Genomic DNA, 22,021 nt, shown 5'->3' with positions numbered 1-22,021 from the left:
GCCGTAAAAGTGAATAAGACTTTTACGGCTCTTATATATTCCAAGCAGTATGTATGATTAATAAGAGCCTTCCAGTCCTTCTAATCTGGTCCGTAAGTTCTCTGCATTTAATTCAAAGATAAGACCGTTCCGTTTTTCACTTTCCATGACATTCCTGATTAAGGAGGAGGGGTTCACCAGCGTTGACTGGCTTCTGTCTTCGATTATGGTAAGTTCTTCCACCGCTATAATTTCATCAACTACAATTCCCCAACGGGTGTTATCTAATATAAGAGCCATCTTTTGGGAAGAATCTGATGAGATTCCAAGGGTATTACACAGATCCAGCAGTTGTATCACCTGGTTTCTGTGTTTGAACATTCCCATAACATCAGGGGGAGCCGCAGGAATCGGGGTATAGTCAGAGACCTGTACAATTGTTGATACATGTTCACCGTTTATGCAGTAAAGTGATTCAGCCAGTGTAAATAAGATATATGGACAGTTAATGTCACTCTTCATTTCTATATTCACCTTTTCCTTTGTATTTTAGTTGTCATTATATAACTTATTTCCATATAGTTCAACGGCTTTTGAGGAAAAATATGTTTTAAAACGTGATTATAGACTATGAATAACCGGAAAACCGGGGTATAATGATAAGAGGTATCGGATTTTATTCGTTAGGAGGGAAAAAATGATAAAGTACTATGAAGGAGATATATTCACTTCTGACGCAGATATCATCTGCCATCAGGTAAATTGCCAGGGAGTTTTTGAACGCGGGCTTAACGGGCAGATTAAAAAGATGTTTCCGGAAGTTGAGAAAACATATAGAATATTAACGAAACAATGGCAGGATCAGTCAGGCGGGAAGACCTCAGAATTGCTGGGCCGCGTTTCTGCCCAACCGGTAAAGCAGGGCGATCGCTGGTTTTTAATTGCCAATCTGTATGGACAGGATGATTACGGTAAGAGTGGTCGTTATACAGATTATAAAGCTTTAGAAAAGGCAGTGCAGGAGATCCGGGATTTTGTTGATGTAAGAAGTAAACAGGAAAAAGTTGCATTTCCCTTCAAAATGGGCTGCGGCAATGCCGGCGGTGACTGGGAGATTGTAAAGGAAATATTGGAACGGGTATTTAAAGGCTACAAAGGCGAAGTTCAGATCTGGAATTATGAAAAGGTGAAATAGCATTTTAATCCGGGAGGAAGGAATATGGCAAAAGTAAGCTCGTTGAGCCGCAGTATTAATACATTTTATGTGGAATGGAGCGCCCTTAATCATTACTTGTCATCTTATGAATGTGATGTGAATGAGATTCCTTATATTGGATTTTCCGATCCCAGAGTGCAGAAACTCTGGAAAGGATTATCTTCTCAGGAACGTCGGGAGATTATGAAACGTTCCGGTTCGAAAAGTGAAATGGAGTTGCTGGATTATTTCACTTGATCCTTAAATGAACCGGTGAAAGAATGGAGAATTACATGTCAGAAAGAAAATTTATTGTTGTTGATGGTTCCTCAATGCTGTCTACATGCTATTATGCGGTTTTGCCCAGGGAGATTATGTTTGCCAAGACAGAGGAGGAAAAGCAGAGGCATTATGAAAAGATTCTTCATGCTAAAGACGGCACATATACAAACGCCATATTCGGCATGTTAAAGATGGTGGTTTCTCTGATGAAAAAGCAGCAGCCGGATCATATTGCTTTTGTGTTTGACAAAACAAGGGATACATTTCGCAGGGAATTATATCCAGAATACAAAGGGACAAGAGGAGTCACACCAGAACCTTTAAAGAGCCAGTTTGTATTGATGGAAGAAATACTGGAAGATGTGGGCTTTAAAGTGCTTTACAGTGACCGGTATGAGGCAGATGATTATGCAGGAAGTCTTGTTATGAAGTTTCGAGAAGAGATTCCCATGATTGTCTTAACAAAAGACCACGATTATCTGCAACTGGTAAGCGATGAATACAATGTGCGTGCGTGGATGGTTCAGTCCCGTCAGGAAAAAGCAGACGAGCTTTACCAGAGATACTATACCTTTTATGGTGTGAAGAAACAACAGGTTAATCTTCCAGAAAAGGTATTTGAATACACCTCCCGCACTGTTTTATATGAAGAAGGGGTCAGACCGGAGCAGATTGTGGACTTAAAAGCAATCCAGGGGGATTCTTCTGATAATATTCCGGGAGTGAAAGGGGTAAGCAGTGCAGTTCCTCCGCTGCTTCGGGAGTATGGGACAGTGGAAGAGATCTATCGTGCCATACATGAAGTGGAGAATGATAAAAAACGTTTAAAGGAATTACAGGATTTCTGGAAACAGGAACTGGGAATTTCCCGTTCTCCTTTTAAGGCACTGACAAAAACCAGTGAAGAAGAATTATGTGGGGAAAAGGCAGCAATGTTGTCCAAAACTCTGGCTACAATTAAGACAGATATTCCGATTGATTTGGAACTATCTGCTTTTACAGCGGAATCCTTTGATGAAGAAAGGGTTCTTGCCTGGCTGAAAAAACTTGACATAAAAGAAGCATCTATATTTGGAGCATGAATGTGATGAGGCAAAAGTATTTTTTTGGACTCTTTGGACACACTCATAGGGAATATGTCTGTATTTGATAAAGGAGAACAAACTATGAATAAGAATTATGGAAGATTGACCTCTTTACTGGAAAAAACCATGGCATTACAGACGGCTTTAATACTTTTTGAGTGGGATAATGAAACCCTTGCGCCGGAAGATGCCGGCTCTTATACAGCAAGAGTGATCGGAACTCTTTCCGGAGAATACTATGGAATTCTTACAGGAGAAGAGATAGGCAATGCCATCAGTGCCTGTGAGAAAGAAGAAGGTCTTTTCCCTGTGGAACGTGCCATTGTAAAAGCGGCAAAGGAAGAGAGAGAGAATCTGATTTGCATTCCTTCTGAGGAATACAGAGAGAATGCCCAACTGGTAGCAGAAGCGGCAAAGGTCTGGTCAAAAGCCCGAACCGATGAGGATTTTGACTCTTTTGCACCGACTCTTGAAAAGGTGATCAGTTTTAAGAAAAAATTTGCCAGTTACCGCCAAAAAGAGAATCAGCCTTTATATGATGTGATGCTGGCTGAGAATGAAAAGGATTTTAATACGGAGCTTCTTGATGAATTTTTTGGACAGCTTAAAGAAGAGATCGTTCCGCTTCTTAAAAAGATCACGGAAAGCAAAAAGACCATTGATGCTTCTTTTTTAACTGGCAATTATCCTGTGGAAAAACAGAAAAAGATGGCAGGATTTCTTGCTGAGTACGTGGGCTTTGACTTTAAAAAAGGAGTTCTTTCCATAAGTGCCCATCCCTTTACTACCAATCTTCATAACCGTGATGTCCGTATTACAACAAGCTATCATGATAAGATGGATAGTTCCATGTTCTCTGTCATCCATGAAGCTGGACATGGTCTTTATGAATTGGGAATAGGAGATGATATTACCCAGACTTTAGTTGGACAGGGAACTTCTATGGGGATGCATGAATCCCAATCCCGGTTCTTTGAGAATATTATCGGAAGAAACGGTGCATTCTGGGAACCATTATATGGCAAATTGCAGGAACTCTATCCAGATCAGCTAAAGGATATCTCCAGAACACAATTTGTTGAGGCAATTAATAAAGTAGAACCCAGTCTTATAAGAACTGAGGCGGATGAATTGACTTACAGTCTTCACATTATGATCCGTTATGAGATTGAAAAGATGATTATAAATGATGAGATTGATTTAAAGAAGCTTCCCCAGATCTGGGCGGATAAATACGAAGAATATCTGGGTGTGCGCCCCGAAAAGTTCTCAGAAGGAATTCTTCAGGATATTCACTGGTCTCAGAGCTCCTTTGGATACTTTCCATCTTATGCCCTTGGCAATGCTTTTGGAGCACAATTCTATTATCATATGAAAAAAGAGATGGATTTTGAAGAACTTCTTCGGACTGGAAAGATCAGTGTCATCCGTGACTATTTAAGAGATAATATTCACAAATATGGGAAATTAAAGACCAGCCGTGAGATATTAAGAGATGTGACAGGTGAGGATTTTAACCCCGGTTATTTTATCCAGTACTTAAAAGAAAAATACGGGAAACTATATGAGTTATGATAAGCAACATTTGATAAAAGGGCGTCCAAAAGATGCCCTTTTATCATCTGCTTTTTGATTCATTGACATATTCTGAATAGGCTTCGTTGATTTCTGCTCCGAAAAAAAGAATACAGATACAGGTATAAAGCCAAAGCATTAACAGGACAATTGCGGCAAGACTTCCGTACATAACAGAATAATTACCAAAGTTGTTAAAATAAATGGAGAACAAAGCAGAAAAAGCCATCCAGCCCAGAGTGGAAAAGACAGCTCCGGGAAGTTGTTTGCAAAAACTCTGTTTTTTTGATGGAACATAAGTGTAGAGCATTGAAAAGCAAAAGGTAAGAATGAAAAATAACATGGTTCGAAATGTAATGATATACTGTGTGATTTCTGCCAGAAGGGGAAGATGGCGGTCCAGCAAGCTCTGTATCGTTCCTCCAAGAACAAGAAGGACCAGAGTTAAGATGCAGATTGCCATGAAAATGATGGTATATCCCGCGCATATAATCCTGGTTACAAGATAATTTCTTTTTTTCCTTTGCCCGTAGACCCGGTTAAGCCCCCGTTCGATGCTAAGCATTCCTCTGGAAGAAGACCAGACTGCAGCCACTGCGGAAACAGACAGAACCGCCAGGGGAGTGGTAGTGTAAAGATCGTCAATAACTGTCACGATGATGCTGTTCATCTGCATGGTATTTGGAATAATGGTAATGACAAGCTGCAATAAGTTGGCTTTTGTAATCGGTGGAATGAATTGCACCAGAGCCAGCAAAAGCATCATAAAAGGAAATGCAGCAATAATTGAAAAAAAGGAAGCCTGTGCAGCATACACAGTCATCTCATCTTTGCTATATTTATCATAAATGCCTTTACAGCGTAAAAGAAATTGAACCATAAGATCTCCTTTCCATTGATGCTCTGTTTTCTGTGAAAGACAGAGCAAGCAAGCTTACTGCTATATGAATATTACCATGGGACAAAAAAAAGATCAAGGCATTGCATTTTTTGCTTTTAGAAGGAAAAAAGGAGGAAGTAATGGAGTGCATTCCAGCAAAAACCATCGTTACCAGGTCTGGAAGCGACCAGTGGTTTGGAATTGATTATAACATGAATATTTACAGAGGATGCTGTCATGGCTGCATTTATTGTGACAGCCGTTCCGAGTGTTACCGTATTGATCATTTTGATAAGGTGCGGGTAAAAGAAGATGCCCTGCGCATCATCCGGGATGAATTAAGGCGCAAAGCCAGATCCAGTGTGGTGGGAACCGGAGCTATGAGTGATCCATACAATCCTTTTGAAAAAACATTAAAACTGACACGCAATGCCCTTGAACTCCTGGACTCCCTTGGCTTTGGAGCCGCAATTGCTACGAAGAGTAAATTGTTAGAGAGGGATATTGACGTGTTGTCTGAAATTATGAAGCATTCCCCTGTTTTATGCAAAATAACCATTACAACAGCAGATGACAGTATGGCGGGTAAAATTGAACCCCATGTGTCTTCTCCTTCTGAACGGTTTGATTTAATACAGTCTTTAAAAGATAAAGGAATATTTACAGGGATTTTGATGATGCCCCTTCTTCCTTTTTTAGAAGACAATGAGGAAAATATCCGCTCTCTTATCAAAGGTGCTCATGAAACAGGTGCAGATTTTATCTACCCTTCTTTTGGGGTAACACTCCGCGGCAATCAGAGAGAATGGTATTTTGACCGTCTGCGGGAGGCATTTCCTCAGGAGGACCTGGTGACAAAATACATTCAGCAATATAAGAACAGCTACCAATGTACAAGTCCGGCTCATAAAAAGCTGTGGAAAGTGTTTTCAGAAGAGTGCCAGCGTTATGGCATCCTGTATCAGATGACGGATATCATTCACGCTTACCGGAAGAATTATGAGATCAGTCAGTTAAGTCTGTTCGATTGAGCGCAGATCTGTTCCCCAAAACAAGTAATAAATTCTCTGGCAATATTGGATACATATCCATTTTTCTTATATACGGCGGCAATCTGAGTCTGGGTATATTCTGATTGAATCTGCCGGATGGCAAGACCGTCATGCTGTTCCATCTGACTGATGGAAAAGGGGACCAGGGCGATTCCAAGTCCTGCTTCCGCCCATTGCAGGCAGGTTCTTGCATCATCGCTCCGGCAGAATGTATTGGGTTCCAGACCAATGTTTTGGAAAGCAGTGGAGATAATGGAATCAAAACGGCGGTAATAGATCAGCGGTTTCCCGGAAAGTTCCGTTAATTGTATATCTCCAGATGATAGTTCTGAAAAGAAACCAGGTGCTCCAACAGCCATAAGAGGTTCCTTTTGTCCGTAGATACATTCAAAGCCCTCTGATTGAAACGGTGTTCGCACGATGGCGCATTCAATAATCCCGTTTTTCATCTTTTCCATCAGTTCATAGGTGTTTCCTTCTATAATTTCAAATTTTACATTGGGGTGGGAAGAACAGAACTTTTTTAAAAAAACTTGAAGAACATTCCCTGAGGAGGAAATGGTTCCAAGCTTTAAGATTCCTCTGGCAGAAGAAGGAAAATGAAGAAGTTCTTCTGTAAGTCCTTCCATCATAGACAAAATATCTTTGGCACGGGAATAGAGGAAGGATCCTGCTTGTGTAAGATCAGTTTTTTTGTGACCTCTCTCAAACAGTTTTTGTCCAAGTTCTTCTTCAAGCAGCATAATCTGTTTGCTTAAGGGAGGTTGCGACAAACCGAGTTTTTTTGAGGCGGCAGTAAAGCTGCCAGTCTCTGCAACGGTTATAAAATAATAAAGTTGTTTTGAATTAATTGGATTCATTTGGCACATCCTTTAATTTATATTGTTTCGCTATTAATACTTGTATTATTATATCATTTTGGTATAATAATACAATATAATATTCCTAAAATATATCATCGGTAAAGCGGAGGAATTTAGAATGAAGGAACTCCTAAAGTATTTAAAAAAGTATAAACTGGAAAGCATTCTGGGGCCTTTATTTAAGCTTCTGGAAGCCAGTTTTGAATTATTGGTACCTCTTGTGATGGCAAAAGTCATTGATGTGGGGATTAAAAATCAGGACACCTCCTATATCCTGCGAATGGGTGGTCTGCTGGTTCTTCTTGGGCTTATTGGACTTGCCTGTTCCATAACTGCCCAGTATTTTGCAGCTAAAGCAGCGGCTGGTTTCGGAACTTCTTTAAGAAATGATCTGTTTAAGCATATCAACAGTCTTTCCTATCAGGAGATTGATACCATGGGTACTGCCACTCTGATTACCAGAATGACCAGTGATGTAAATCAGGTACAGTCAGGAGTGAATATGTTCCTGCGCCTGTTTTTAAGATCTCCTTTTGTGGTATTTGGCGCAATGATTATGGCTTTCACGATTAATGCCAGAGCAGCGATGGTTTTTGTAGTGACAATTCCTGTTTTAACTTTGGTTGTATTTGGAATTATGATTCTTAGTATGCCATTATATAAGAAAGTACAAAAGCAACTGGACCAGGTTCTTCTCACTGCCAGAGAGAATCTTTTGGGAGTTCGTGTAATCCGTGCATTTAACAGACAGGAGGATGAGGTCCGGAGGTTTGAAAAAGAGAACAGCCTTTTTGTTGAGTTCCAGGTTTTTGTGGGAAAAATATCCTCACTTATGAATCCTCTTACTTATGTCATTATAAATCTTGGAATTATTGTTTTAATTGTGACTGGTGCAGGAAGAGTGGAGCAGGGGGCGCTTAGCCAGGGGCAGGTTGTGGCTTTGGTAAATTATATGTCTCAGATTCTTATAGAGCTGGTGAAACTTGCGAATTTAATCATCACCATTTCCAAATCATTTGCCTGTGCAAACCGGATCAGTACTGTATTTAAACAAAAACCCGGAATTGTAGAAACCAGCCACGCTTTAATAAAAGAGGAACCCAAGTCAGAAAAGGTCGTATTTGATCATATGAATTTTGTCTATTCCGGTTCCAAAGCTCCAGCTCTCAGTGATATCTCTTTTCAGGTGAAGACTGGTGAAACCATAGGAATTATCGGTGGTACGGGATCAGGAAAAACCACATTGGTTAATCTCATTCCCAGGTTTTATGATGTAACCGAAGGCTCTGTCCGGTTAAGCGGAAGAGATGTAAGAGAATATCCTCTGGGGCAGCTCCGTGAAATGGTTGGTATGGTACCTCAGAAATCAGTTCTTTTTAAAGGTTCTCTCAGGGAAAATATGCAGTGGGGCAAAAAGGATGCTACAGATGAAGAGATTTTCAAGGCTCTTGAAATCGCTCAGGCAAAAGATTTTGTGGAAGAAAAGGGACAAGGTCTTGATTTCATAATTCAGGCAGGGGGCAAAAACTTATCAGGTGGACAGCGGCAGAGACTTACAATAGCAAGAGCCCTTGTGAAGAACCCTCAGATACTTATTATGGATGACAGTGCTTCTGCTCTTGATTTTGCTACAGATGCGAGACTTCGTAAAGCCATCAAAGAAGGAACGGAAGATATGACGGTATTTATCGTGTCACAAAGGGCCTCTACCATAAAGAATGCCGAGCAGATCATTGTTCTGGATGATGGAAAGATGGTAGGGTGCGGACCTCATAAAGAGTTACTGCAGTCATGTGAAGTATACAGGGAGATCTGTTTATCCCAGTTATCCGAAAAGGAGGTACAGTAATATGGGAATTAAAAAACATCAATCAACCATCAGACGGGTATTGGATTGTATTGCCCGTTATAAATGGGCTGTTGCTGCTTCCCTGCTTTGTGCACTTTTTACGGTGCTTCTCACTCTTTATGTACCGATTCTTATCGGCCGTGCCATTGACTGCATTGTGGGGAAGGGCGATGTTAACTTTCCGGGCATGTGGGTGGTTTTAAGGCAAATGGGAGTTGTAATCCTTTTGACAGCCGTTTTTCAGTGGATTATGAGCCACAGCAACAACTGGATCTCTTATCGTGTAGTAAAAGACATAAGAACCCAGGCGTTTAAAAGATTAGAGATTCTTCCTCTGAAATATATTGATTCTCACTCGCATGGTGATATAATAAGTAGAATCATTGCAGATATTGATCAGTTTTCGGATGGGTTATTAATGGGATTCACCCAATTATTTACCGGTGTTTTAACCATAATTGGAACATTATTCTTTATGTTCTACATTAATCCCATTATTGCTGCTGTAGTGGTCATCGTAACTCCGGTTTCTCTGTTTGCAGCCAGTTTTATTGCTAAAAAAACTTATCATCTCTTTCAGATGCAGTCCAGGACCCGGGGAGAACTCACTTCCCTTATAGAAGAGATGCTGGGTAATCAAAAGGTAGTGCAGGCATTTGGTCATGAAAAAGAAGCTCAGGATCAGTTTGAATCCATTAATGAGACCCTGCGTGTATGGGGATTAAAGGCTACATTTTTTTCTTCTCTCACCAACCCCTCAACCCGTTTTGTAAACAGCTTTGTCTATGCGTGTGTGGGGATTGCAGGTGCTTTTGCAGCGGTCAATGGACTGTTAACAGTGGGGCAGCTTACCAGCTTTTTAAATTATGCTAACCAGTATACAAAACCTTTTAATGAAATATCTGGTGTCGTTACAGAACTTCAGAATGCACTTGCCTGTGCAGCAAGGGTGTTTGAGCTGATTGATGAAGAACCTCAGATTGCCGATGATAAAGATGCAGTTGTTTTAGAAGATGCCAGAGGAGAGGTACTTTTACAGGATGTGAACTTCTCCTATAACCCGGAAGTTTCTCTGATTGAGCATATGAATCTGTTGGTTCAGCCCGGGCAGAGGGTTGCGATTGTAGGTCCTACCGGATGTGGGAAAAGTACGGTGATCAATCTGCTGATGCGCTTTTATGATGTGGATTCAGGCTCCATTCAGGTTGATGGAACTGATATCAGGCATATAACAAGAGAAAGCTTAAGGACCAATTACGGTATGGTGTTACAGGAAACCTGGTTAAAATCGGGCACTATCAGGGAGAATATTGCTTATGGAAAACCGGACGCAACAGACCAGGAGATAATTACTGCAGCAAAAGAATCCCATGCTCACAGTTTTATTGAGCGAATGCCGGAAGGCTATCATACTGTCATTACAGAAGATGGAGGAAATCTGTCCCAGGGTCAGAAACAGCTTCTGTGTATTGCCAGAGTGATGCTGTGTCTTCCGCCAATGTTAATTCTTGATGAAGCGACATCTTCCATTGATACCAGAACAGAGATAAAGATTCAAAAGGCATTTAACAAAATGATGAAAGGCAGAACAAGCTTCATCGTTGCTCACCGTTTGTCCACAATCAAAGAGGCTGATGTTATTTTGGTTATGAAGGATGGGCATATCATTGAGCAGGGAACCCATGAAGACCTATTGTCTCAGGATGGATTTTATGCACAGCTTTATAATAGCCAGTTTGCTGTATCGTAAAAAAGAATGATAGTCAGACAGGTGCCGGAAGATTGTATTTTATATCGTTTTCTGGCATCTTTTATTTACTTTTTCTTATGAATCAATGAAAATTAACCGATAATTTAGGTAAATCGACTTTTACAAAGGGGTAGAATTATGTTTGAGATTGCAATCTGTGATGATAATGCAGGAGATCGGAAACGTTTAACGGAACGTATTGAAAAGAATATGCCTGAAGTAGAAAAAATCAGAATTCATGAATATGATTCTGGTCTGTTGCTGTTAGAGGCAATGAAGAGCACTCGATTCTCGATCGTATTTCTTGATGTCCAGATGGAGGGCATTGATGGAGAAGAGACTGCAATCCGTATTCGTGAACTGGATAATAATGTGATTTTAGTATTCTACACAGGATTTGTAGAACCATCTCCACGCAGCTTTGAAGTACAGCCGTATCGTTATATTATGAAAACCATGCGGGAAGATATTATGGACCGTTACATAAAGGATTCTTTAGATAAGATGGTTGAGTTCAGTCAGGCTCCTTTTCTTACGGCTAATATGAATCGGGAAAGACTGTTTTTAAGAGCAGATGATATTGTTTATATTGAAAAGTATAAGAAAAACACCAGAGTGCACCTTTCAGAAACATCTTTAAGAATCTACGGTGTAAAACCGGATGAAAATGGTCTGCTGCCTGATATCCGGATTCCGGAAAAGTTAGAGAAGATCTATGAAAAACTGAAAAGTCATGGATTTGGATATCCCCACGACAGTTATCTTGTGAACTTAAAGTATCTGGTTTATTGCACCAGTAAGATATTGAAACTAAAGAACGTGGAAGATTCCTTTCAGATCGCAAGGAGTAAATCCCAGGAATTTAACCAGTTAAAGGAAGCTTTTATGCTGTCCAAATATAAGGAATCCGATTATGATGGGAAATGATATGCTGTCAGTCAGCAGACTGTTCTTCTGTGCGGCTGATGTTTATATGCTTTACCGCTTCTTCTCTGCCATTTTTCAACAAAAGTGGGTTGGGAAAAGAAGAATCATAGCCAGTGTCGTTACTGGGTTATTGATATTTTTTGAGAATGCTATTGGAAACATACCTTTAAATCTTATAACTGTACCAATTTTTTCTTACGTATATATTGTGGTAACTTTTAAGGTGTCACTAACAAATGCAATAGCTTATATGATTATATTTTTCACTTTTGTAGGTGGTAGAGAAGTAGTGTTTGAATTTTTATACCGCTTCATGTCAAATGTTCTTCCGTTTTACATACCTCCCTGGTTTACTGCGGGAGGAGTATACTTTCTATTAGTAGAATATATTGTTGGAATGTTATTTATTCTATATATCGAAAAATATATCAAAAAGCTAAACATAAGAAATGATAACATTATTTCTTGGTATTTACTTATTGTTCCAATTTTGACTCTAATGATCTTAACCAGTTTCTCTTTTATTGATTTTTCTTATTCAGTTGCAATTGAAGCTTTCGTATGTATTAGTGCTATTTTGCTTTATTTAAGTAATGCGGCAATATTTATAATTTTAGAGAGATATACAGAAGTTATGAATAAGGTTAAATATGCTGAACTTATAACCGTGAAGAAAGAGATGGAAAATGAGTATTTTCAAAATATTTTGAAAATCAATGAACATTATAGGCTCTTTATGCACGATATTAATTCGTATTTTAATAGTTTTAGATTCTTGGCTTTGGACGGAGAGAATAAAAAGATAGTTGAAATAATAGATGAGTTAAAAGGAAAGATACAAAAAGAAACAGATATTATTATATATAATGGCAGTCCTGTCTTGAATGCGGTTCTTTCTGAAAGAGTCTCAAAGTCGAAAGAACTTGGTGTTGAAATCTCTCTTTTTGTAGAGAAATTTCTAAAAATAGATTTTATTTCGGATGCAGATATAATTTCAATGTTTGGTAATCTATTGGATAATGCTATAGAGGCAGCAGCGAAATGTAATATAAACAATAGAAATATTAATGTAAAATTATTTATGGGTACGAATTACTTTCTGATTTTTTATATAGAAAATAGTTTTACTATTTCTGCGAAGAAGGAAGGCACAAAATTGTTGTCTACAAAAGAAGATTCCAAGCACCACGGTTTGGGGATTGGAATTGTATCTTCTCTCGCCGAAAAGTATGGTGGTTCTTTAAATCTGGAAGAAAGAGACGGGATCTTTATTACTACGCTTACTGTATCTACATTCGGAAATGTAGAAGATGCAAATTTTGGAACTTAAGATGTATAATTTTGGAATTAGGCTTGAAAAAAGATGCTTTTAAGTATATGATGAAGAAAAAAAGGAGTGGTCAAATATGAAAAGGTGGATAAGTTTTTTGAGTGGTAAATTTTCATTTGTAAAAATTGCAAATGTATGTGCTCTTGCTCTTGCTGCTTACACAATTAATGTCGCTTGCTATTGGTTTCATCATCAGCCGGATGTACCTGAAGATGCAAAACGTTTTAGAAAGTTTTAATGATTCGCCGTTTATCAGAGATTATTGTTAGCTGGCAAATAGAAAAGAAAGTATTGACGGATGAACAGCGTGCTTTGTATAATTACGCGTATGAAGTGATGATAAATCAAACGATTAATTTATTAATTGCGATTTTAATTGCAATTTTACTTAATGCTCCTGTCATAGTATTTCTTTTTTTAGTTAGCTACCTGCCTTTAAGAGCCTATTGCGGTGGGCATCATTCTAAAACAAACGGTGGCTGTACCGTCGTATCATCATTTTTAATTGTACTTGTTTGTTTGGTGGAACGGACAATAACTGGGGAGTTAGCTGTCTTATTGCCGCCCATGTGTCTTGTGATTTCGGGAGCACTGATCTTTAGATATGCGCCTGCTCCAGATAAGAACAAGCCATTGGACGAGCTGGAAACCATTCATTACCGACTTAGAAGCAGAGTTGTCTGGTTGTTAGAAGCTGTAATTGGTATGGGATTTTGGTATTTTGGGTTAAGAGCATCTATCGTGATTGGAATCAGTCATGTTATCTTGTCTCTTATGTTGGTTTATGGGGTGTTTAAGAATAGAACGGATTGTGTTCATGATGTAACATGATGTAACAAAGACCATCAGAGAAATTCTCTGGTGGTCTTTGTTATACAAAAACAGGTTTTGCTGTAATCAAGCAACAGAAAAATTGTCTGTGAACAGGTTATGAAAAACCGTTTATATTCGTTAGATAAGTGTCATATAATCCTGCTTTTTCCTGATCCTTCCAGAGAGTTCGTACAAGGTTGTGCAAATTTCGGCACCTAATATGTACAATTTTGGAACTTGTGTTGAAAATACTTTTTTTCGATGTAGAATAATATTTATATGAAAAAAAGTGCGGCGGAAATGAAAGGATGACCAGAAGGTGCGGACAAAAAGATTAAATGAAAGCTATTATCAATATAGAGCAAGCTGTTGTATTCGCAGAGAAGATGGAACGGAAAAGATAAAAAAGTACCAGCTTGACACAGATATTCTTTACGGAGATCTTTATTTTTGGAATCGTTTTTACTATTTGAAAAAAAGCCAGAATCTGTTGTATGCCCTGGCTGCCAAAGATAGCAGGAATGTTAAGTGCAAGATCATACAGGAAAAACTGGTACTCATTCCAAGATATACTTATAAATCGGACTGTCAGAAAAGTAAGTCAGGAACTTTGATAAAAAGAATACTGCTTATTATAGAAATGCTCATACTTCTTTTTTTAAATATGGCAAAGTCTTCTGTCATAGCAGAACAAAATGGCATTTTTGCTAAGGAACCAGAGAGTAATATTTTTCCTAAAAACCAGAATGAGTCAGAGAAACATGTGTTGGTTGAGGAAGAATAGTATAATATTTACGGAGGAAAAATAATGTTAGATGATGAAAAAGTAGTTGCTGCCAGACATCTTGAGTGGATTAACCGTTTTACAAGTATTGAAACAGGGATGTATGTTGATGGAGAATTAATTCAGTTTCATAAAACAATGTTATTCAATGATGAACTGGGAGTTTCTCTTCCTGTTACATTTAGAGATATGAAACCAGAGGATGCTAAGCGGAAGTATTTTTCAGAACAGCGTCCGGATGTGATAAAGACGAATGAGGATGGATCGGTTAATTTCTGCTTTAACTTAATTGAAAAAAGCGTGAATACAGATCAGTTAGAGGCAGTAATTGAAGATATGTATCGTGTTTTAAAGCGTTTTCAACCCATGAGTGTTTGTCTCGAAACTGGTTCAGAGCCAGATAATCCAACTCCAAGTGCCTGGATGGAATTTATCAGCAATGCTTTGAATGAAAATATTTATAATGTGCTGACCATATATCCGTTTGGAGAAAAGACATTGATGACCATGTTTAATTGTCCTTTTGAAAAGAGAGGAGATTGGTTAAAATGTTTGTCACAGATCAGGAAGAGTGTAGTTTTATGTGGGAATAAGAAGATGGAGACTTGCTAAGGATTGGATGTTGACATGAGGTGCTGTATAGGGATAGTGGGAGGTAATAATGGCTAAAACAAGAAAAGAAAATTTTGAGGATTTATATGGATATTTTTGCGGTATGATGACCAGAGGAACAATGGATGAATTATATGGTCAGCTATTGGGTGCGGTACCAGATCTCGGAAGTCTGAAAGGGAGCATAGAACTTTTGAGTCCATCCGGAACCAACACATCCGACCGGATGCTTGGTTCATGAAAGTTGGGAGCATTAAGAGAATTCCCCTGCACAAGCAGGGGCTTTTTGTTTGTTTAGACGGCGGGATTAAGATTGAAGTCTGTTGATCATTGTAAGAATTAAAAGTAAGTCGCTGTTGGAAAGCAGTTTCAGTTTATCAATGGCTTCCCTTATTAAAGGGGGATTGGAATTTTCGTCGTCAAAAAAATCCTTTGGGGTCACCCCAAGGTAATCGCAGATCGCGATAAATTCAGTCATAGAGGGGAGGCTCCTGCCGCTGGAAATACTTTGTATGTAACTTCTGCTGTGCCCCAGTTCAATGCTCATCTTATGCTCCGCTACCCCTTTTTTAATCCGTAGTTCTGTAATCCGCTTATTTATATAGTTATGCTCCATGTTTTTCACCTCTCCTTATACATGTATTGTATGACAATAGAAAAGATAAAATACACGATTAAAATATGTAAAATAATTATATTGCATAATTAAACTATGAATAGTATAATAAATAGCAGTTGCTATTATAGATCTTGAGAATCCAAAAAAGATAGTGAATAATAAAACGTAGAAAACATCTGGTGCTCCCATTCTGGTCTATTGGGAATTTTCAACACTATATGGTTTTACTATGTGATACATAGAATTATCCTCTGTATTTTGTAATAATAACTTTATAAAGCTTAAAAAATTAGAAAATAGAAGATGGAATTTGCAATGTTAAGATTTCTGTTGCAATACTGCTGGTCTGAAATTTTAACCCGTCAAAGTGTTATCTTATTGATAGTTCGTGTCGACAGATGAAGCGTAAGGTCGAAAATACGAATACAGGAGAGAATAGTATGGGAAGGAAAATTGGAATTAGAAGTATTGGAATCAAGATGTTACTTGGAATTTTGCCTGTAGTGGTATTAGCGTTAGCATTACTAACAAGGATCAGTGAATCCACAAGCCGTAATTTAATCACAGAGCAAAGCAATTCCACAATGCAGTCAGAACTTAAGGCCAATGTTAATAGCATCAATGATTATCTGAATCAGGTAGAGACAACCGCTACAAATATTGCACATGTAGTAGGTGCTTCCTACCAGTCAACAGAGATTGATACTTACGGTGCTGCAATTACGGATATTATCAGGGGGAACGATTTAATCCTTGGAAGCGGCATATGGTTTGAACCAAATGTTTACGACAGCCAGCAAAAATATGTAGGACCTTACTGGCATAAAGACGGAGACAAGACGGAGTTATCATACGAATACAGCAATGCCGACTATGATTATTTTAATCAGGAGTATTATAAACTCGCAGCCAGTGGTGGGAAAAAAGTCATTATAACAGACCCTTATTTCGACCCTACCTTAAACACCACTATGGCATCCTGTACGGCACCTATTTATGATCCAAACGGCAAGTTTGTCGGTGCGGTGACCGTTGATATGCAGCTTAGCGATATCAACAGTTTAATCCAGTCCATTCGGGTTGGCAAGAATGGAACTGCAATGCTGACATCTGCATCAGGCACCTATCTTTGCGGGACAGATGCGGACAAGGTCACAAATAGTGTGAACATTACTCAGGACGAGAATCAATCTCTTGCAGCCGCAGGAGCGACCATGATTTCCAATGAGAGAGGAAACGTTACCTACGTTGAAGGAAAAGAAACCTATAATCTTTACTATGATAAGGTTCCTGATCTTAACTGGGTGATTATGATTAAGATGCCTCAGTCAGAACTGGAAGAACCGATTGTTGCACTTAATGCGAAGCTGTTACAGCTCAGTGGGGTTGCTTTGGTACTCTGTGTTGTAGCAGTTCTTCTCCAGGTAACAGCTATTGCTTCAGGCTTAAAGCGAGTGAAGAAGTTTGCTGGTTCACTGGCAGAAGGAGATTTTACAATTAAACCTTTGAAAGCAAAAAGTAGAGATGAACTTGGTCAGATGAGCAGCTCTTTAAACCATATGTTTAACAGCAATAAATCTGTGATTGAAGAGATTTCTGAACAGGCAGGCAGCGTTACCGATGCCAGCATCCGATTGAATGCTGCTTCTGATGATCTGCTGCACCAGTTCGGTGATATCAAGGATTATATGGGAGATGTGGATAAAGCGATGATGTCTTCCAGCGCCGCAACAGAGGAAGTAAATGCTTCTATGTCTGAGGTGAATTCTTCCGTTGAGGTGCTTGCAGAGGAAACGGGTAAAAGCAGTAAAATGGCAAGTGAGATCATGGAACGGGCACGGGTCATAGAGAAGAACAGCCGGGATGCTTATGAAAGTGCTACTGTGATTTCGAAACAACGGGAACAGGATCTGGTTCTTGCCGTAGAGAATGCCAAGGTAGTAGAAAAGATTGGAGACATGGCAAGGATTATATCCAATACCGCATCTCAGATCAATCTTCTTTCTCTTAATGCCTCAATTGAAGCGGTAAGAGCTGGGGAGCAAGGCAGAGGGTTTGCTGTTGTAGCAAGGGAGATCGGCAAACTGGCAAAAGATACTTCTGATATCGTAAAAGAAATTGAGGGGACCATTGAAGACGTACAGAAAGCATTTGCCATGATGCTTGATGGTTCAGAATCAACGCTGAGATTCTTGAAAGAGACGGTTACTCCTGATTACAACAATTTTGTGGATGTTGGACAGCAGTATGGACGTGATGCGGTTTCCATCGAAGAGATTTCCAATGAAATTGCAGAGATGGCAGAGAACATCAGTCATGTAATGCAGGAAGTCCGGGATGCCATACAAAATGTTTCAGAATCTGTACAGACAACGGCAGGAAACAGCAATATGGTACTTTCCACCGTTGAAAAGGCTTATGATGTTGTAACAGATATATCCAAGATGTCTGAAAAACAGGAAAGAATTGCAGAAGAGCTGAACACCGTTGTTTCAGGTTTTAAGTTAAAATAGTCCTTGACATTTTTGTTATCTCTCATTACAATAATAAGAAATGCGACAATATACATGAAAATGCAAAGATGGTGTTAGTAGATACTTATTTTCTTTCAGAGAGAGAGGGTCATCGGCTGTAAGCCCTTTTAAGTTCAGATAAGAGATCGAATTTCGCACCGAAGCAGCATAATTGAAACCAGTAAGGTGCAATTAGGACTTTTTGGCGGGTAGGTTATGACGGATTATACACGTTAAGTATACTGAGTGCCTGTGTTCACACAGGAAGCAGGGTGGTACCGCGAATATAGCTTCGTCCCTTTTTGGGGCGGGGCTTTTTTTAGTATAATAAGAAGGAGAACATGATGAAAGATCAATTGGAAAAGATCAAACAGGAAGCTCTAAAACAGATAGAAGCGTCCGAGGCATTGGAAAAACTCAATGAGATTAAGGTTGCTTATCTTGGAAAAAAGGGTGAATTGACCAATGTGTTAAAGAGCATGAAAGATGTTGCCCCGGAAGACAGGCCAAAGGTAGGGCAGCTTGTTAATGATGCCCGTTCTTTAATCGAGGGAAAGTTAGAAGAGACCATGATGGCTCTGCAGAAAAAAGCAAGACAGGAACGATTGAAAAAAGAGGTCATTGATGTGACCTTACCTGCAAAACGAAGCAAAGTTGGTCATTCTCATCCAAATACCATTGCTTTGAAAGAAGTGGAGAGAATCTTTGTAGGAATGGGTTATGAAGTCATGGAAGGACCAGAGGTGGAATACGATTCCTACAACTTTGAAAAGCTGAATATTCCGAAAAATCATCCAGCAAGAGATGAGCAGGATACATTTTATATCAGCGACAGCATCGTTTTAAGAAGCCAGACTTCTCCTGTACAGGTTCGTGCCATGGAAGAAGGAAAACTTCCTATTAGAATGCTTGCACCGGGAAGAGTATTCCGCTCTGATGAAGTGGATGCCACCCATTCCCCTTCTTTCCATCAGATTGAAGGTCTGGTGATTGATAAAAACATAACATTTGCAGATTTAAAGGGAACTCTTGCAGAATTTGCAAAGGAACTCTTTGGGCCGGAGACAAAAGTAAAATTCCGTCCTCATCATTTCCCTTTTACCGAGCCTAGTGCTGAGGTTGATGTAACCTGCTTTAAATGCGGGGGTGAAGGCTGCCGTTTCTGCAAAGGCTCTGGCTGGATTGAGATTTTAGGCTGTGGAATGGTTCATCCTCATGTACTGTCTATGAGCGGGATTGATCCTGATGAATATTCTGGTTTCGCATTTGGTGTTGGTTTAGAGCGAATCGCATTGCTGAAATATGAAATTGACGACATGAGATTGTTATACGAAAATGATATCAGATTCTTAAAGCAGTTTTAGGAACAGAAAGGGAGAGAATCAATGAATACACCATTATCATGGATTAAAGCATACGTTCCAGATCTAGATGTGACACCTCAGGAGTACACAGATGCCATGACACTGACTGGAACAAAGGTTGAAGGATTTGAATGTCTGGATAAAAATTTAGAGAAGATCGTTGTTGGTCATATTTTATCCATTGAGCGCCACCCCGATGCGGATAAACTGATTGTGTGCCAGGTGGACGCAGGATCTGAGACGGTTCAGATTGTAACAGGTGCCTCCAATGTTAAGGTAGGAGATAAAGTTCCTGTTGTATTAGATGGAGGAAAAGTGGCAGGCGGTCATGACGGCGGTCCCCTGCCGGAAAAAGGTATCAAGATTAAAAAAGGAAAGTTAAGAGGAATTGAATCCTGCGGCATGATGTGTTCCATTGAAGAACTGGGATGTACAAGTGACATGTATCCTGATGCTCCGGAAAGCGGAATCTATATTTTGCCGGAGGATGCGAAACCTGGTGCAGATGCCATTGAACTTCTGGGACTTCGGGATTCTGTATTCGAGTATGAAATCACATCAAACCGTGTAGACTGCTACAGCGTAGTGGGAATCGCAAGAGAAGCAGCAGCCACATTCCGTAAATCGTTTCAGCCTCCTATTATAACGGAGACAGGCAATGAGGAGAAGGTGGAAGATTATTTAAAAGTGACTGTAAAAGACAGCCGCCTTTGTCCTCGTTATTGTGCAAGAGTCGTAAAAAATATTCGGATCGCACCATCCCCGGTCTGGCTGCAGAGACGTCTTGCAGCGTGTGGAATCCGTCCGATTAATAACATTGTGGATATTACCAACTATGTAATGGAAGAGTATGGTCAGCCGATGCACGCATTTGATTATGACATGCTTGCAGGTCACGAGATCGTGGTTGCCTGTGCAAACGATGGGGATACGTTCCAGACGCTCGATGGACAGGAGAGAAAACTGGACCATTCGGTTCTGATGATTCATGACGGAGAAAAAGCAATCGGAATCGCAGGGATCATGGGAGGAGAAAATACCAAAATTACAGACGATGTAAAGACGATGGTATTTGAGTCCGCCTGCTTCGATGGAACCAACATTCGTTTGTCTTCCAAAAAGGTGGGACTGAGAACGGATGCTTCTGGTAAGTTCGAAAAAGGTCTTGACCCCAATAATGCCATGGAAGCCATGAATCGTGCCTGTCAGTTAATCGAAGAACTGGGAGCAGGGGAAGTGGTTGGTGGAGTAATTGATCTTTATCCAGCAAAGAGAGAAGAAAAGAGAATTCCTTTTGAACCGGAGAAGATGAACCGGCTGTTAGGAACTGATATTTCCGCAGAAACCATGCTGGAATATTATGAGAAGCTGGAACTTGGATACGACAAAGCTGCTTCCCAGATTGTGATTCCAACCTTCCGTCAGGATCTGGAGTGTATGGCTGATCTTGCGGAGGAAGTGGCAAGATTTTACGGATATGATAAGATTCCAGTATCTCTTCCCAATGGAGAGGCTACGACAGGAAAACTTTCCTATAAATTAAGAGTGGAAGAAATCGCAAGAGATGTGGCAGAGTTCTGTGGATTTTCACAGGGAATGACTTACTCTTTTGAAAGCCCTAAAGTTTTTGATAAACTTTTACTGCCAAAAGACAGCCCTCTCCGAATGACCGTCAACATCTTAAATCCCCTTGGTGAAGATTTTAGTGTGATGAGGACTTCTCCGCTTCATGGAATGCTCAACTCCCTTTCTACCAACTATAACCGCCGTAATAAGGATGTGCGGCTCTATGAGCTGGCAAATATCTACCTTCCAAAGTCCATTCCCCTTACTGAACTGCCGGATGAGAGGATGCAGATGACTTTTGGATTTTATGGAGACGGGGATTTCTTTGATATGAAAGGCGTGGTGGAAGAATTATTTGATAAAACCGGCATGCACAAGAAACCTCATTATCAGCCAGCCGCCAAAAAGCCATTTCTTCATCCGGGTAGGGCTGCTGATATCATTTATGAGGGTGTAACCATTGGATATCTGGGAGAGATACATCCGGAAGTTACAGATCAATATAAAATCGGGGACAGAACTTATGTTGCTGTCATTGATATGCCATCTATGATTCCGTTTACAGATTTTGACCGCAAATATGTAGGAATCGCAAAATACCCTGCTGTGACCAGAGATATCAGCATGGTAGTACCAAAAGAGGTTATGGTAGGACAGATTGAAACCGTAATCGAACAGCGTGGCGGTAAAATCATGGAAAACTATGAACTTTTTGATATTTACGAAGGAGCACAGATTGGGGACGGCTATAAATCAGTTGCTTATTCTATCACATTTCGTGCTGGAGACCATACACTGGAAGATCAGGAAGTGTCTGCAGTCATGAAAAAGATTCTGAATGGATTGCAGGGGCTGGGAATCGAGCTTCGTGCATAAGCCAGATATGAAATAGGGAAGATGCCAGGTTGGAGATCCAACTCTGGCATTTTTTCATTCCGTTTGCATGGATAGAGATATTCCGGTCAATCCTTTTGTTAAAGATG

The 22,021-nt window shown here is 39.8% G+C and carries 21 protein-coding genes and 1 other annotated feature; of the genes, 17 read left to right on the top strand and 4 right to left on the bottom strand.

The genetic code is table 11. From position 1 onward, the window contains the following. Positions 1-57 precede the first annotated feature (57 nt). Complete coding sequence (locus tag FAY33_RS02815; RefSeq protein ID WP_143319233.1) at positions 58-501, bottom strand: chemotaxis protein CheW; 444 nt, start codon at positions 499-501, stop codon at positions 58-60. 175 nt (positions 502-676) lie between these two features. Here FAY33_RS02815 and FAY33_RS02810 point away from each other — a divergent pair, with 175 nt between their 5' ends. From FAY33_RS02810 to FAY33_RS02795, 4 genes are all read left to right on the top strand, one after another. After that, positions 677-1,174, top strand: coding sequence for a macro domain-containing protein (locus FAY33_RS02810; protein WP_143319232.1), 498 nt, complete (start codon positions 677-679; stop codon positions 1,172-1,174). Positions 1,175-1,198: 24 nt separating this feature from the next. Then, positions 1,199-1,432 (top strand): hypothetical protein, encoded by a 234-nt coding sequence (locus FAY33_RS02805; protein ID WP_143319231.1) that lies wholly within the window; start codon positions 1,199-1,201, stop codon positions 1,430-1,432. A 35-nt stretch (positions 1,433-1,467) separates the two neighbouring features. Next, positions 1,468-2,538 carry a 5'-3' exonuclease H3TH domain-containing protein gene (locus FAY33_RS02800; RefSeq protein ID WP_143319230.1) on the top strand — a complete coding sequence of 357 codons (1,071 nt, stop codon included), beginning with the start codon at positions 1,468-1,470 and terminating at the stop codon, positions 2,536-2,538. Positions 2,539-2,622: 84 nt separating this feature from the next. Further along, positions 2,623-4,116, top strand: coding sequence for a carboxypeptidase M32 (locus tag FAY33_RS02795; protein ID WP_143319229.1), 1,494 nt, complete (start codon positions 2,623-2,625; stop codon positions 4,114-4,116). Positions 4,117-4,159: 43 nt separating this feature from the next. Here the strand turns inward: FAY33_RS02795 and FAY33_RS02790 are convergent, their stop codons facing one another. Further along, positions 4,160-4,996 (bottom strand): YihY/virulence factor BrkB family protein, encoded by an 837-nt coding sequence (locus FAY33_RS02790; RefSeq protein WP_143319228.1) that lies wholly within the window; start codon positions 4,994-4,996, stop codon positions 4,160-4,162. A 140-nt stretch (positions 4,997-5,136) separates the two neighbouring features. On the opposite strand from FAY33_RS02790, the gene FAY33_RS02785 reads away from it, so the two are divergent. Next, positions 5,137-6,027: a radical SAM protein gene (locus tag FAY33_RS02785; protein ID WP_143319227.1), complete on the top strand. Its 891-nt coding sequence runs from the start codon at positions 5,137-5,139 to the stop codon at positions 6,025-6,027. Here FAY33_RS02785 and FAY33_RS02780 read toward each other — a convergent pair. Next, positions 6,006-6,908: a LysR family transcriptional regulator gene (locus FAY33_RS02780; RefSeq protein ID WP_143319226.1), complete on the bottom strand. Its 903-nt coding sequence runs from the start codon at positions 6,906-6,908 to the stop codon at positions 6,006-6,008. The two genes, FAY33_RS02785 and FAY33_RS02780, sit on opposite strands and share 22 nt — an antisense overlap. A 121-nt stretch (positions 6,909-7,029) precedes the next feature. Between FAY33_RS02780 and FAY33_RS02775 the strand changes: the two genes are divergently transcribed. From FAY33_RS02775 to FAY33_RS02735, 9 genes are all read left to right on the top strand, one after another. Beyond that, a complete protein-coding gene (locus FAY33_RS02775; protein ID WP_143319225.1) occupies positions 7,030-8,760 on the top strand; it encodes an ABC transporter ATP-binding protein in 1,731 nt (576 codons plus the stop codon). Between the two features lies 1 nt (position 8,761). Continuing rightward, positions 8,762-10,510: an ABC transporter ATP-binding protein gene (locus FAY33_RS02770; RefSeq protein ID WP_143319224.1), complete on the top strand. Its 1,749-nt coding sequence runs from the start codon at positions 8,762-8,764 to the stop codon at positions 10,508-10,510. Positions 10,511-10,648: 138 nt separating this feature from the next. Beyond that, a complete protein-coding gene (locus FAY33_RS02765; protein WP_143319223.1) occupies positions 10,649-11,437 on the top strand; it encodes a LytTR family DNA-binding domain-containing protein in 789 nt (262 codons plus the stop codon). Beyond that, positions 11,424-12,767, top strand: coding sequence for a sensor histidine kinase (locus tag FAY33_RS02760; protein WP_143319222.1), 1,344 nt, complete (start codon positions 11,424-11,426; stop codon positions 12,765-12,767). Before FAY33_RS02765 ends, FAY33_RS02760 begins: the two co-directional genes overlap by 14 nt. Positions 12,768-12,843: 76 nt before the next feature. Further along, entirely contained in the window at positions 12,844-13,005 is a 162-nt protein-coding gene (locus FAY33_RS02755; protein WP_143319221.1) for a cyclic lactone autoinducer peptide, read from the top strand. Next, positions 13,005-13,598 carry an accessory gene regulator B family protein gene (locus tag FAY33_RS02750; RefSeq protein ID WP_143319220.1) on the top strand — a complete coding sequence of 198 codons (594 nt, stop codon included), beginning with the start codon at positions 13,005-13,007 and terminating at the stop codon, positions 13,596-13,598. Before FAY33_RS02755 ends, FAY33_RS02750 begins: the two co-directional genes overlap by 1 nt. Positions 13,599-13,899: 301 nt before the next feature. Beyond that, positions 13,900-14,364, top strand: a complete 465-nt coding sequence (locus tag FAY33_RS02745) for a hypothetical protein (protein WP_143319219.1) — start codon at positions 13,900-13,902, stop codon at positions 14,362-14,364. A 24-nt stretch (positions 14,365-14,388) separates the two neighbouring features. Then, complete coding sequence (locus tag FAY33_RS02740) at positions 14,389-14,976, top strand: hypothetical protein (protein WP_143319218.1); 588 nt, start codon at positions 14,389-14,391, stop codon at positions 14,974-14,976. A 49-nt stretch (positions 14,977-15,025) separates the two neighbouring features. Further along, positions 15,026-15,217 (top strand): hypothetical protein, encoded by a 192-nt coding sequence (locus FAY33_RS02735; RefSeq protein ID WP_143319217.1) that lies wholly within the window; start codon positions 15,026-15,028, stop codon positions 15,215-15,217. A 66-nt stretch (positions 15,218-15,283) separates the two neighbouring features. Here FAY33_RS02735 and FAY33_RS02730 read toward each other — a convergent pair whose 3' ends face one another. Next, positions 15,284-15,592 (bottom strand): helix-turn-helix transcriptional regulator, encoded by a 309-nt coding sequence (locus tag FAY33_RS02730; protein WP_143319216.1) that lies wholly within the window; start codon positions 15,590-15,592, stop codon positions 15,284-15,286. 443 nt (positions 15,593-16,035) lie between these two features. On the opposite strand from FAY33_RS02730, the gene FAY33_RS02725 reads away from it, so the two are divergent. The 3 genes from FAY33_RS02725 (at position 16,036) to pheT (ending at position 21,914) form a co-directional block, all read left to right on the top strand. Further along, on the top strand, positions 16,036-18,108 hold the full coding sequence (locus FAY33_RS02725) for a methyl-accepting chemotaxis protein (protein WP_185967468.1): 2,073 nt from the start codon (positions 16,036-16,038) through the stop codon (positions 18,106-18,108). Between the two features lie 56 nt (positions 18,109-18,164). Further along, positions 18,165-18,411 (top strand) — a binding site (T-box leader). A 41-nt stretch (positions 18,412-18,452) separates the two neighbouring features. Continuing rightward, positions 18,453-19,472, top strand: coding sequence for a phenylalanine--tRNA ligase subunit alpha (gene pheS / locus FAY33_RS02720; protein WP_143319587.1), 1,020 nt, complete (start codon positions 18,453-18,455; stop codon positions 19,470-19,472). 21 nt (positions 19,473-19,493) lie between these two features. Beyond that, positions 19,494-21,914 (top strand): phenylalanine--tRNA ligase subunit beta, encoded by a 2,421-nt coding sequence (pheT, locus tag FAY33_RS02715; protein WP_143319214.1) that lies wholly within the window; start codon positions 19,494-19,496, stop codon positions 21,912-21,914. Positions 21,915-22,021 lie beyond the last annotated feature (107 nt).

Origin of the sequence: Clostridium sp. HBUAS56010 (assembly GCF_007115105.1) — a bacterium.
Classification (GTDB): Bacteria; Bacillota; Clostridia; order Lachnospirales; family Lachnospiraceae; genus Lacrimispora.
The sequence above is the reverse complement of the archived record's forward strand: the minus strand, read 5'-3'. Positions and strand labels throughout refer to the sequence as shown.